Here is a 13,251-nt window from a genome sequence, read left to right on the forward strand (position 1 = left end):
AAACTGCATTTTCCTGCGCCCGCCATGTAGCAATTCCCCGTCGCCTGCCCTAAAAGCGCGGTGAATCCGACCGTTACACAGGCAACCGCTATGACCAAACGCGCCCTTATCACAGGTATCACCGGACAGGATGGCAGCTATCTGGCCGAATTGCTGCTGGCCAAAGGATATGAGGTGCATGGCATCAAGCGGCGGTCATCATCGCTGAACACGCAGCGCATCGACCACATTTACCAAGACCCCCACGCCACCAATCCGCAGATGTTCCTGCATTATGGCGACCTGACCGACACGTCATCGGTCATGCGGATCATGGAACAGGTGCGCCCGGACGAAGTCTATAACCTGGGCGCGCAATCCCATGTCGCCGTCAGCTTTGAAACGCCGGAATACACCGCAAACGTGGACGCCATCGGCACGCTGCGCCTGCTGGAGGCGATCCGCTTTCTGAAACTGGACCAGACCACGCGGTTTTATCAGGCGTCCACGTCGGAACTCTATGGCTTGGTTCAGGAAACCCCGCAGCGCGAAACAACGCCGTTTTACCCGCGTTCGCCCTATGCTGTGGCAAAGATGTATGCCTATTGGATCACGGTGAATTATCGTGAATCCTATGGCATTTACGGCTGCAACGGCATTTTATTTAACCATGAATCGCCGCGCCGGGGCGAAACCTTTGTGACGCGCAAAATCACGCGCGGGATGGCCAACATCGCCTATGGGCTGGAAGATTGCCTGTATATGGGCAATCTGGACAGTCTGCGCGACTGGGGCCATGCCCGCGATTATGTGCGGATGCAGTGGATGATGCTGCAACAGGATCAGGCGCGCGATTTCGTGATTGCCACGGGGCAGCAATATTCCGTGCGCCAGTTCATCCAATGGGCCGCCTCGGAATTGGGCGTCACCTTGCGGTTTGAAGGCAGCGGCGTGGATGAAATCGGCGTTGTCGAACAGGTCGATGGCGATCTGGCCCCGCATATCAAACCCGGCATGACCATTCTGCGCATCGACCCCCGCTATTTCCGCCCGGCCGAGGTGGACAGCCTTCTGGGCGACGCCACCCGCGCGCGCGATGAGCTGGGCTGGGTTCCCGAAATCACGCCGCAAGAAATGTGCGCCGAAATGGTGGTCGAGGATCTGAACATCGCCCGCCGCCACGCGCTGTTGCGCCAGCATGGCTTTGACATCCCCGTCTATCACGAGGGGCAGGCATGACCCGCATCTTTGTCGCCGGCCATCGGGGCATGGTCGGCAGCGCGATCCTGCGTCAACTGCAACAGCGCGCGGCAGCGGGCGAGGATCTGCACCTGATCACCCGCAGCCGTGCCGAACTGGACCTGACCGATCAGGCGGCGGTGCGCGCCTTTATGGACGATCAGCGCCCCGATCAGATCATTCTGGCCGCCGCCCGCGTGGGCGGGATTCACGCCAACAACACCCTGCCCGCCGATTTCATCTGGCAAAACACCATGATCGCGGCGAATGTGATCGACGCGGCGTGGCGCAGCGGCGTGGGGCGGCTGCTGCAATTAGGCTCAAGCTGCATTTACCCGCGCAATGCCGATCAGCCGATTGATGAATCCGCGCTGTTGACCGGCCTGCTGGAGCCGACAAACGAACCCTATGCCATTGCCAAGATCGCTGCGATCAAGCTGTGCGAAAGCTATAACCGCCAGCACGGCACCGATTATCGGTCGCTGATGCCGTGCAATCTGTATGGGCCGGGCGATAATTTCCATCCCGAACACAGCCATGTGCTGCCCGCGATGATCCGGCGCTTTCATCAGGCCACGCAGCAGGGCGCGGATCGCGTTACCATCTGGGGCAGCGGCACGCCTCTGCGCGAATTTCTGCATGTCGATGATATGGCGCGCGCGGCGCTGTTCGTGCTGGATTTGCCGCGCGATGTCTATGACGCGCAGACGCAGCCCATGCAGTCGCATCTGAACGCCGGCAGCGGATCCGAGGTCACCATTCTGGAACTGGCTCAGATGGTGGCGCAGGTCACGGGGTTTCAGGGCGTGATCGACACCGACCCCGCGCGGCCCGACGGCACCCCGCGCAAAGTCATGGCCTCTGACCGGCTGCGCGCCTTGGGCTGGGCGCCGCAACTTGATCTGGCCACGGGCATCGCGCAAACCTATCAGTGGTTTACGCAACACATCGCGGAATGACGACCGGGTCGGGAAAACTGATTGCGTTCCGATCGGACCGGCTGGGGGGGCGGCTGATTGCGCTGTTGAACACGCTGCGCATAGCGCGCAGTCACGGCATGGATTTCGTGGTCTATTGGCGCGACAGCGACGGGATGGGCGACGGGTCCGACCTGTTCCGTGCCGATTTTATCCGCGACCATTTCATCAGCAAGGATCAGTTTCAGGCCATGCGCGCGCAGGCGGTCGCGCTGAACGCAGTCACCAATGACACCGCCGACGCGCTGCGCGCCCATCTGAACAGCGGCCATCACCTGTTGATCGACCACCCCTTTGGCGCGATCAACCTGCCCTTTGAAAACCCCGAGGAATGCCGCGCTCTGCTGGGGCAAGAGGCGGCGCGTCTGCCGCTCAACGACCGTCTGGCCGCCTGTCTGGACGATCTGCGCGGGCAGTTGCGCGACGGGCGGCGGCTGGTCGCCTATCACATCCGGCGCGGCGATCTGACGGCAGATATGCGCGCGACCAACCGCGCCTGGCCCAACAAATTCACCCCCGACGAGTTTTTCGAAACCGACATCCGCCGCAATGTCGATAATGCCGCGCGGACGATTTTGTTCAGCGACAACCGCGCCGTTCTGGACCGCTATACGAAGATGTTTCCGACGCTGATGACGCTGGACGCGCTGCGGGTGGACCCCGGCCTGACGCCTCTGCAACGCGACGCGACAGAACTGTTCGCCATGGCGCAGGCTGATGAAATCGTGGCGCCTCCGTCATCGGCGTTCAGTTCCACGGCGGCGACGCTGGGCGGGGGGGTGTTTTTCGATATTGAAAAACGCCTGCCGCCGCAGGATCGCCATGCGGCACTGGATCTGTTGTCGGACCGGCTGCGCCATCAGCCCGAAATATTCGCCAATTCCGGCGAAATCGGGCAGTATCTGGCCCATGCCCATCAGCATCTGACCACGACCGGGCGGACGGATCAGTTCATCGACACCGCCCGGTTTCATATCGACAACGGGCTGAACATTTCCTTTGTCTATGCGCGGACGGCGCGGGAATTGTATCATCAGGGCCGGTGGCAAGAGGTCTGCGACCTGTTCGCGCAAATTCAGCGCGGCTATGTCTATTATCAACGCAGCTATGCGCAGATTCAGTTCTTTCACGGGCTGTCTTTGCTGATGCTGGGCCGCCGGGCCGAGGGTCTGGACCAGATCGCGTCCGCCTTCTGGCACGAACCCGTCGAAGGCGAAATCAATGTGCTGGCCGGTTTGCTGCGTGCCAGCAGAGATTTCCACGACGGCAATTTCATGACCACCGATCCGGTGATCGAAGTCTTTTTCGGCAATCAGCACACGATCGACCATGTGCGCAGCCATCTGCGCGCGCCGGTGGCCGCCGGGGTGATCGCGATGCCCGGCATTGTGCCGAATTGCCGCCTTTTGACATGGGAATGGCCGTGGTTCACCCGCAGCGACAATGCCGGGCATGACCGCCTGCAAGGGCTGATCAAGGCGACTCTGGACGCCTTGGCCCGCCACAGCTTCGGCCCCGAACGCCAGCCGCATTTCGGCAGCCTGACCGGGATGCTGCATCTGCGGATGAACCAGCCCGACGACGCCGAGCGCGCCATTGACGCGGCTTTGACCGAGCGGCCCGACAACGCGATATTCTGGAAACGCCGCGCGGATATGCGCATAGCGCAAGGCCGCTGGGACGACGCGCTGCGCGATGTGGACCACGCCATCGGGCTGCGCCCCGATATGGTGATGCTGGCGGCGCTGCGGGGGTTTATTCTGCATCGCGCGGGCGATGCGCAGGGGGCAACCGATGCGCTGCAGCCTCTCTACGGGCGGGGGCTGCGGGTGCCGTCGGTGTCGTTTCTGGGGGCCGAGGCCGCGCAGGCCGTCGGGCGCATCCATGACGCCGCGCAGATGCTGACCGATGGGCTGGCTCTGGCTCCGATCAACTGGCGGCGTCAGGTCGCCTTGGCGCGGTTGCAACTGGATATGGACCAGACCGACGCGGCGCATGACCGGCTGGCCTGGACGCTGCAATGGGCGGGCGAACATCCCCCCGTCGCACGCGCCATGCTGGACGTTCTGGACCACCAGGGCCGCCCCGACGACGCCCGCGATCTGCTGACGCGACTTGCCGACCAACACCCCGATAAAACTCAATTCAGCCAATGGCTTAACCGCCGGACCTGACCGCAGGAGCCCCCCATGACCGCATCCACTGCCCGCCGATCCGACCGCCTGACCCGCGTGGGGAAGGTGCATTTTCTGGTCTATTCCAACGGCGCGGAACCCTTTGCCCAGAATGCCGATGATTACTGTCAGTCGGCGCTGCGGGTGGGCTTTGACACCGCCACGCATGTGACGGAACAGGATTTGCGTGCGACTCCGTTCTGGGACGAAAACCGCGCCATTCTGGAACAGCCGCGCGGGGCCGGGTATTGGCTGTGGAAGCCGTGGATCGTGCTGCAAAAACTGCGCGAGGTCGGGCCGGACGATGTGGTGATCTATAACGATGCGGGGCGTTACAAACCGGGGTCGTTTCATCAATTCCCGGCCTTTCCCCATGCCGCGGTCGAACTGTGCGCCCTGACGCCACGCCGGTTCATCCACGGCTTTGTCACCAACTGGACCGTGCAGGAAAACCTGACCAAGCGTGACTGCTTCACCCTGATGGACGCCGACACGCCAGACATGCGCAAGGCGTTGCAGATCGGGGCCTGCCCGCTGATTTACATGCCTTCGCCCGACAGTTTCGCGTTTCTGGAACGCTGGGTTGAACTGGCCCGCGATCCGCGCCTGCTGACCGATCAGCCCGATGAAACCGGTGCGCCCTTCCCCGAATTTCAGGATCACCGCCACGATCAGTCGATTGCGTCGATTCTGGCGCATCAGACGGGCGCGCATTATCTGGACCTGACGCGCGCGGGCGCGGGTGCGATCTGCGATGACATCACCCGGCGCAACCCCGATGTGCCGCGCCTGCAAACGCATATCGGCTGGGTGTCGCTTATCATGTCGCGCGCTTTACCCGATGATTTCTTTGTCCAGGACCCCCCGAATCTGAGGCTGGCCAGCCATCTGGTGCGCAACCTGACCCCGGACGAGCCGCTGCCGAACGCGTCAGGTATTCAGCCCAAAGGCCAGCTGGTCGCTCAATTCGACGCGCTGCGCCAGGCGGGCGCGGGGGGCGTGACGCGCCAGCATCTTGAGGCCGCTCTGGATGGCTGCAAACCCGTTGCGGCGTGGATGCATCTGCTGTCGCGCGAGGATGAAGCCGAAGCCTTTTGGCAGGCCTTCCGCGATCAGGCCAACAGCGGCACCGAATCGGATGGCGAAGACCCCCGCCGCGCCGCCGTCGCCGCCCTGCACCGCACCCGCGCGGCCATGCCCGACCTGTCGCGGCGCGTCACGGCGCTGTGGATTTGGGGGCTGTTGGGCGATCAGGCGCGCGCGACCTTCAAATCCGCCCATAACACCGTCAAAAACCCGGCGGGGCTGGCCGCGATGATGCGCTTTGCCGATGTGCTGACCGCCGAAGGCATCCCGTCGATTCAGCACGATCTGGCCCCGGACACGGCCATGCTGTCGGCCAATGTGTCGGACCGGCTGATCCGGTGGCTGATCGCCTGACCGAACTGAGGCTTTCTGGCACCGCATCACGGATAACCGCCCGTCCCCGGTTGAGCCGGGCCGGGCGGAACGCTAAACTGCACAGGACGCCCTGTTTTTAATGGTGACCTTATGCAGATTGAACAAACCGCGTTGCCCGGCGTGGTGATTCTGACGCCGGCACGTTTTGGTGATTCGCGCGGTTTCTTTTCCGAAAGCTGGAATCGCTCAACGCTGGCCAATGCCGGGGTGAACCTGCCCGAATTCGTGCAGGACAACCATTCGATGTCGCATCAGGCGGGCACGCTGCGCGGGCTGCATTATCAGGCGCCACCCCATGCGCAGGGCAAATTGGTGCGCTGCGGGCGCGGGCATATTTACGACGTGGCCGTGGATGTGCGCCGGGGCAGCCCGACATTCGGGCAATGGGTCGGCGTCGATCTGACCTATGATAACGGGCGGCAATTGTGGATTCCGGCGGGATTTTTGCACGGATTTGTCACCCGAACCCCCGACAGCGAAATCATTTATAAATGTTCTGCGCATTATAATCGCGACAGCGACGGCGCGGTTCGTTGGGATTCGCTGGGCATCGACTGGGACGTGACCGACCCGCTGTTGTCCGACAAAGACCAACTGGCCCCCGCTTTTGACGACTGGCACAGCCCCTTTGAGTATAAGGAAACGGCATGAAGATTCTGGTAACGGGCGGGGCGGGGTTCATCGGGTCCGCCGTGGTGCGTCTGGCGATTCTACGCGGGCATCAGGTGGTGAATGTCGATGCGATGACCTATGCCGCGAATCTGGAAAATGTGGCCAGCGTGGCGGATAATCCGGGCTATGCCTTTGAACAGGTGGATATTCGCGACCGCGCGGCACTGGATCGCGTCTTCGCCCAACACGCCCCCGACGCGGTGATGCATCTGGCGGCGGAAAGCCATGTGGACCGATCCATCGACGGCCCCGCGGCGTTCATTGAAACCAACGTCATCGGCACGTTTAACATGCTGGAATCGGCGCGCGATTACTGGACGCGGCAGGGCAAGCCCGACGGGTTCCGGTTCCACCACATCTCCACGGATGAGGTGTTCGGCAGCTTGGGCGATACCGGTCAGTTTACGGAAACAACGCCCTATGACCCGCGCAGCCCCTATTCCGCCAGCAAGGCCGGGTCGGATCATCTGGTGCGGGCGTGGCACGAAACCTATGGCCTGCCGGTGGTTCTGACCAATTGTTCCAACAATTACGGCCCGTTCCACTTCCCGGAGAAACTGGTTCCGGTGGTGATCCTGAACGCGCTGCATGGCCGCCCGATCCCGGTTTACGGCGACGGCGGCAATGTCCGCGACTGGCTCTATGTCGAAGATCACGCCGACGCGCTGCTGACCGTGCTGGAACGTGGTGAGCTGGGCCGCAGCTACAATATCGGCGGCGAGAATGAAGCCAAGAACATCGACCTTGTCCGCACCATCTGCGCGCATATGGACGACCTGCACCCGGCGGGCGCGCCCCATGCGGATCTGATCACCTTTGTCACGGATCGCCCCGGCCATGACCGCCGCTATGCCATTGATCCGACGCGGATTCGTGACGAATTGGGCTGGCGTCCCTCGGTCACCGTGGAACAGGGGCTGCGCAAAACGGTGGAATGGTATCTGAACAATCGCGACTGGTGGGAACCGCTGTTGTCGCGCGACGGCGTGGGGCAGCGGTTGGGTCAGGCGTGATGTTGGTCTTTGGCAAAACGGGTCAGGTCGCGCGCGAATTGGCGCGTCTGGCCCCCGATGCACAGTTTCTGGGCCGAGACGACGCGGACCTGACCAACCCCGCCGCCTGTCACGACCTGATTTTGCAGGCGGAGCCGTCGGTGGTGATCAACGCCGCCGCCTATACCGCCGTGGACCGGGCCGAATCGGACGCCGACACCGCGCGTCTGGTCAATGCCGACGCGCCCGCCGCCATGGCGCGGGCCTGCGCGACGCTGGGCGTGCCGTTTGTGTCAGTCTCGACCGATTATGTGTTTGACGGCAGCGGCGACACCCCCCGCGACGAATCCGCGACGACCGCGCCGCTTGGCGTCTATGGCGCGACGAAGTTGCAGGGCGAACAAGGGATTGCGGCCGCGGGCGGGCAATGGGCGGTGCTGCGCACGTCTTGGGTCTTTTCCGCGCATGGGCAGAATTTCGTGAAAACCATGCTGCGGCTGGGGGCCGAACGCGACCGGCTGACGGTGGTGGCCGATCAGATCGGCGGGCCAACCCCGGCGGCGGCGATTGCGGATGCGCTGCTGGTAATGGCGGCGCGGATGCGGGACGGCGCGCCGGGCGGCATTTACCATTTCGCAGGCGCGCCGGATGTCAGCTGGGCCGAGTTCGCGCGCACCATCATGACGCAGGTCGGGCTGACCTGCGATGTGGCCGATATTCCGACGACCGATTACCCCACCCCGGCGCGACGACCGCTGAATTCCCGGCTGGATTGCCGCGCGATTGAACGTGATTTTGGCGTAACGCGCCCCGATTGGCGCACAGGGCTGGCCGATGTGCTGGCGGAATTAAAGGTGACATCATGACTCAGCGCAAAGGCATCATTCTGGCCGGCGGCTCTGGCACGCGGTTGTATCCGATCACCATGGGCGTGTCGAAACAGCTGCTGCCGCTTTATGATAAGCCGATGATTTTCTATCCGATTTCGGTTCTGATGCTGGCTGGCATCCGCGACATCGCGATCATCACCACGCCCGACGATCAGGCCCAATTCCAACGGCTGCTGGGCGACGGGTCGCAATGGGGGCTGCGGTTTGAATGGATCGTGCAGCCCAGCCCGGACGGGCTGGCGCAGGCCTATCTGTTGGCGCGCGATTTTCTGGATGGGGCGCCTTCGGCTATGGTTTTGGGCGACAACATCTTTTTCGGGCATGGCTTGCCGGATTTGCTGCGCGCGGCGGATCAGAAAACCGATGGCGGCACGGTCTTTGGCTATCGCGTCAGCGACCCCGAACGCTATGGCGTGGTGGATTTCGACGAACAGGGCCGCGCGCGCCAGATCATTGAAAAACCGGCACATCCTCCGTCGCATTACGCCGTGACGGGGCTGTATTTTCTGGACGGCACCGCGCCGGAACGCGCGGCACAGGTGCAGCCGTCCGAACGCGGCGAACTGGAAATCACCACCCTGCTGGAAAGTTACCTGCATGACGGCACGCTGTCGGTCGAAAAAATGGGCCGAGGTTTCGCATGGCTGGACACCGGCACGCATGAAAGCCTGCTGGATGCCGGGAATTTCGTGCGCACGCTGGAAAACCGGCAGGGTTTGCAGACCGGCTGCCCCGAAGAAATCGCCTTTGAACAGGGCTGGATCAGCGCCGATGACCTGCGCGCGCGGGCCGATCTGTTTAAGAAAAACGATTATGGCCGCTATCTGGCAGGGCTGCTGCCTGCGTGATTCGGTTCGGGGCGGCCGCATGTCGCCCCGGCCCCTGAAAACCGGCATCTCGCCCAGACATATCGGTGCAATCCGCCCCACGGGGCCGCATTTCTCACCAAAGTTTAACAAAATATCCCAATTTTCATGAAATTTTTACCTGCATAAAGGACTATCCCCCTGCGTGTGTGTTGGTTCGTTTTTCGCGCACAGGATGTAAATGTTTCCTTTATGCAGAGGTGCTCTATGCACGTTAACCTTAAGGCCATCACCGTCGCGGCTGCCGCGCTGATGGCAGCCACGGCGGCCCATTCGGCGGTCGTGGACATCGAAACGCAGATCGTCGCCTATGACGATATGGCGCTGATGTCGCGCGTGATTGACCAGTCCGGCAATTACACGCTGAGCTTTGCGGCTCTGGACACCGACACCCCCATACCTGACCCCATGGGCTATAAGGTGTGGCGGATTGTCGATCATTCCGACAATTTGCGTCGCATTATCAACAGCTTGTTCGATCAGGCCGACACGCCAATGTCGCACGGCCATTCCGTTGATCTGGGCCATATCGAGGCGGGCGTCCGTTTTGTGGCCTTGGCTCTGGCGGATTACACCGGGTTTTCGATGACGCTGAACTATGTCGAACCCGACGCGCCGCAACCCGCGCCGGTTCCGCTGCCCGCAACGCTGCCGCTGCTGGCGGGGGCCTTGGGTCTGGCGGGCGTCGCGCTGCGCCGCCGCAACGGCTGACATCGGGGGGCCGTCCCATGCGGGCGGCCCCTTTTACGGGTGGTTCTTTTGCGCGGCAGGCCGTAAATTTGCGCCATGGAAAAGATCACGCTGCCCGAACGTCCCAATCTGGCCGACATCGCATCCGAGGCGGGGTTTACCTTTGCGCATATGCATGGCGAACCTTATTGGGATGAAACATCCGCCTATCGCCTGACGCTGGCGCAGGTCGAAAACGATATCGAGGCCCCGGCCACCGAACTGCACGCCATGGCGCGCGAGGCTGCCGCACAGATCATCGGCAGCGAAGCCTTGCTGACGCAATTGGGGATTCCGCCCGAATTTCACGATCTGGTCGCGGACAGCTGGGCGCGCAATGAACCCGAAATCTATGGCCGCATGGATGTGGTCTATGACGGCAACGGCCCGGCTAAGCTGTTGGAATACAACGCCGACACGCCGACCTCGCTCTATGAAAGCGCGGCGTTTCAGTGGCAATGGCTGGAAGATCAGATGGCCGCGGGCCACCTGCCCCCCGATGCCGACCAGTTCAACGGCATTCACGAAGCGTTAACCGAACGCTTTCGCGAACTGTTCCCGCAAAACACCGACCTGCATTTCACCGCAATCGCCGACGCGCCCGAAGATTACGCGACCGTGGAATCCATGGCCTGGGCTGCGCGCGAGGCCGGGATGGGCGCGCATTACAGCGACCTGAACCAGATCGCGATCAGCGATGAGGGGCAGTTTCTGGACGATCAGGACCGCGTGATCGGCACCCTGTTCAAGCTGTATCCGTGGGAAGATGTGCTGACCGAACCCTTTGCCCAGCACATCGCGGGGTCGGGCTGCATGATGCTGGAACCCGCATGGAAATCGGTGTTGTCGAACAAGGGCTTACTGCCCGTCCTGTGGCAGATGTTCGAAGGCCATCCGAACCTGCTGCCCGCGTTTTTTGCCGATGATGTGGCCGATGCTTTGGTCGCGGGCGGGCGTCCGATTCCGTCGGTTGCGGCGGCCTTTGACCGCGCGGCGGATGCGCTGACACGCGGCCATGTCGTGAAGCCGATTTTTTCCCGCGAAGGCGCCAGCATCAGCATCGTGGAAAACGGCACCGTGACGGACGCATCCAGCAGCGCCGATTACGACCGCCACCCGCGCATCGTTCAGGCCTATCACCCGCTGCCCGATTATGACGGGTTCCGCCCGGTCATTGGCGCGTGGATCGTGGGCCATGACTGCGCCGGGATCGGCATCCGCGAAGACCGCAGCCGCATCACCCAAGACATGTCGCGGTTCAAGCCGCACTTTATTTCCGGCTGACCCGAAAGGACATCAGATGAAAAAACGTTCCCGCACCGTTGCTTTGACCATTTTGGGCGCAAGCGCCTTTGCCTTGGCCGGGTGCCGCGACGAACAGGTGGATGCGCAAGCCTTTCCCGATCTGGCCAGTTGCCACGCCGCCGCTGCGCAGGGCGGGCTGTTCACCGCCGCCGAATGTGACACCGCCTTTGCCGAGGTGCAGCAACTGCATGTCGAGGCCGCACCCCGTTACGACAGTCTGGCCGTCTGCGAAGAACAGCATGGCGTCGGCAATTGCGGGTCGGAACAACAGGCGACGTCGGGCGGATCCGGCAGCATTTTCATGCCCTTGCTGGCGGGTTACCTGATCGGCAGCATGTTGGGCCGCGCGGGTGCCGGCACCGCCGCATCGCAGCCCATGTATCGCAACGCGCAGGGCGGATATACAAACGCCGCGCGGACGACGAATTTCGGGTCAAATGCGGGCCGCGCGCAGATGGGCAGCCAGAGCTTTGCCCGCCCCGCCACAACCGCCGGACAGGCGCCCATGAACCGCGCCACGGCCGCATCGCGCGGCGGTTTCGGCAGCAGCGGCGCGTCTCGTGGCGTCGGTAGCTAAGATTTTAGGTAAAAAACATGCCGATTTAACAGAATGTTAAGCTATGATGCGGTAAGGATAGAATCGCGCCAACTGACAGAATGTGATCATGCCCAGCAGCCTTGCCCTTACCCGCGATGATGATGCCGTGACGGCCTTTCTCAAACGGGTCGATGACGCCATTTCACGGGTTCAGTCCCTGCCCGACGCCACGCGGCGCGCGATCTTTGTGGAATTCTGCCCCGACCGCATCCGGGCCGATGCCCAAAAACTGGCCGCGCGTCATCGGGCAGGGGATGACATGCCCCTGTTCGGTATCCTGATCGCGATTAAGGATATGTTTGACGAAACCGGCCAGATCACCGGCGCGGGGTCGGTCCTGTTGCATCGTGAACGCGCGCCCGCAGGGGATGATTGCGCGATTATCAAGCGGTTGCGCGATGCGGGCGCCCTGCCCTTTGGCCGCAATACGCAGTCGGAACTGGCCTATTCCTGTCTGGGGGTGAATGACACCTATGGCACGGCGTCCTCGGCGTTGATGGAGGGCGTGATCCCCGGCGGGTCCAGTTCGGGGTCCGGCGTGACTGTGGGGCTGGGCCTGACGGATGCGGCACTGGTCACCGATACCGGCGGATCGGCGCGGATTCCGGCCACGATCAACGGTGTTTGGGGCTATAAATTCAGTCAGGGGCTGATGGATACGGATGGGATACAGCCTCTGGCCGCCAGCTATGACAGCCCCGGTGTGATTGCGCGTAACGGTGCCATTTTGCAGCGAATCGCGGCGGTGCTGATGGACAGGCCGCCCTCTGACGCGCCCGCCCGGTTGAACATCGCGGTGCCGGACGGCGCCATGACCGATAATCTGACGCCTGACATTCAGGCCATGTTCAACGCCGAACTGGACCGCCTGCGCGCGGCGGGCCACATCCTGACCACCGTTGATTGCCACGCCATGAGCGCGGCGATCTGGATCACCGCCGCGATTGTGTCGCAGGAAATGAACCAGTCCTTTGCCGACTATCGCGACCCGTTGCTGGAACAGGGGCAGGACCCCGTGCGCGACATTTTGCAGTTCAGCAGCTTTCTGCCCCCCGTTCAGTTGCAGGTCGCGCAAATTCACCGCCAGCAATTCACCGTCGAATTTGACACGATGATGCAGGGATATGACGCCATGCTGATCCCGGCGCTGATGGCCCTGCCGCCCATGATCGAACAGGCGCGGGCGGATTTTGTGAATCTCAGTTCGCCGATTATCCGCAACGCGTCGTTTGCGAATATGCTGGACGCCTGCGCGGTTGTGCTGCCGACGCCGGGCGCGGTCCCGGCATGGTCGATGACCATGCTGATGGGGCGCAAAAACACCGACGCGGCATTGATCGCGGCCGCGCGCCAGATTGCCGGGTAATGA

The 13,251-nt window shown here is 62.5% G+C and carries 12 protein-coding genes; all 12 read left to right on the top strand.

Features of this window, described 5'->3' with window-relative positions:
- The first annotated feature begins 90 nt into the window (after nucleotides 1-90).
- The 12 genes from gmd to Q4G20_RS07545 all read left to right on the top strand — a co-directional run bounded on the left by gmd (nucleotide 91) and on the right by Q4G20_RS07545 (nucleotide 13,248).
- A complete protein-coding gene (gmd, locus tag Q4G20_RS07490) occupies nucleotides 91-1,218 on the top strand; it encodes a GDP-mannose 4,6-dehydratase (protein ID WP_303342801.1) in 1,128 nt (375 codons plus the stop codon).
- Complete coding sequence (locus Q4G20_RS07495) at nucleotides 1,215-2,177, top strand: GDP-L-fucose synthase (RefSeq protein WP_303342802.1); 963 nt, start codon at nucleotides 1,215-1,217, stop codon at nucleotides 2,175-2,177. The genes gmd and Q4G20_RS07495 overlap by 4 nt, the downstream gene beginning before the upstream one ends.
- Entirely contained in the window at nucleotides 2,174-4,369 is a 2,196-nt protein-coding gene (locus Q4G20_RS07500; protein WP_303342803.1) for a tetratricopeptide repeat protein, read from the top strand. The genes Q4G20_RS07495 and Q4G20_RS07500 overlap by 4 nt, the downstream gene beginning before the upstream one ends.
- 15 nt (nucleotides 4,370-4,384) lie before the next feature.
- The gene (locus Q4G20_RS07505; protein WP_303342804.1) at nucleotides 4,385-5,809 is read left to right on the top strand and encodes a hypothetical protein; all 1,425 of its coding nucleotides are present in this window, start codon (nucleotides 4,385-4,387) and stop codon (nucleotides 5,807-5,809) included.
- A 111-nt stretch (nucleotides 5,810-5,920) separates the two neighbouring features.
- Nucleotides 5,921-6,481 carry a dTDP-4-dehydrorhamnose 3,5-epimerase gene (gene rfbC / locus Q4G20_RS07510; RefSeq protein WP_303342805.1) on the top strand — a complete coding sequence of 187 codons (561 nt, stop codon included), beginning with the start codon at nucleotides 5,921-5,923 and terminating at the stop codon, nucleotides 6,479-6,481.
- The gene (gene rfbB, locus Q4G20_RS07515; RefSeq protein ID WP_303342806.1) at nucleotides 6,478-7,515 is read left to right on the top strand and encodes a dTDP-glucose 4,6-dehydratase; all 1,038 of its coding nucleotides are present in this window, start codon (nucleotides 6,478-6,480) and stop codon (nucleotides 7,513-7,515) included. Before rfbC ends, rfbB begins: the two co-directional genes overlap by 4 nt.
- Entirely contained in the window at nucleotides 7,512-8,360 is an 849-nt protein-coding gene (gene rfbD, locus Q4G20_RS07520) for a dTDP-4-dehydrorhamnose reductase (RefSeq protein WP_303342807.1), read from the top strand. Before rfbB ends, rfbD begins: the two co-directional genes overlap by 4 nt.
- Nucleotides 8,357-9,232: a glucose-1-phosphate thymidylyltransferase RfbA gene (gene rfbA / locus Q4G20_RS07525; protein ID WP_303342808.1), complete on the top strand. Its 876-nt coding sequence runs from the start codon at nucleotides 8,357-8,359 to the stop codon at nucleotides 9,230-9,232. Before rfbD ends, rfbA begins: the two co-directional genes overlap by 4 nt.
- 225 nt (nucleotides 9,233-9,457) lie before the next feature.
- Nucleotides 9,458-9,961 (top strand): PEP-CTERM sorting domain-containing protein, encoded by a 504-nt coding sequence (locus Q4G20_RS07530; RefSeq protein ID WP_303342809.1) that lies wholly within the window; start codon nucleotides 9,458-9,460, stop codon nucleotides 9,959-9,961.
- Between the two features lie 75 nt (nucleotides 9,962-10,036).
- Nucleotides 10,037-11,263 (top strand): glutathionylspermidine synthase family protein, encoded by a 1,227-nt coding sequence (locus tag Q4G20_RS07535; protein WP_303342810.1) that lies wholly within the window; start codon nucleotides 10,037-10,039, stop codon nucleotides 11,261-11,263.
- A 16-nt stretch (nucleotides 11,264-11,279) separates the two neighbouring features.
- A complete protein-coding gene (locus Q4G20_RS07540; RefSeq protein ID WP_303342811.1) occupies nucleotides 11,280-11,861 on the top strand; it encodes a DUF1190 domain-containing protein in 582 nt (193 codons plus the stop codon).
- Nucleotides 11,862-11,949: 88 nt separating this feature from the next.
- The gene (locus Q4G20_RS07545) at nucleotides 11,950-13,248 is read left to right on the top strand and encodes an amidase (protein WP_303342812.1); all 1,299 of its coding nucleotides are present in this window, start codon (nucleotides 11,950-11,952) and stop codon (nucleotides 13,246-13,248) included.
- Nucleotides 13,249-13,251 lie beyond the last annotated feature (3 nt).

The organism is Paracoccus sp. (in: a-proteobacteria) (assembly GCF_030538495.1).
Classification (GTDB): Bacteria; Pseudomonadota; Alphaproteobacteria; order Rhodobacterales; family Rhodobacteraceae; genus Paracoccus.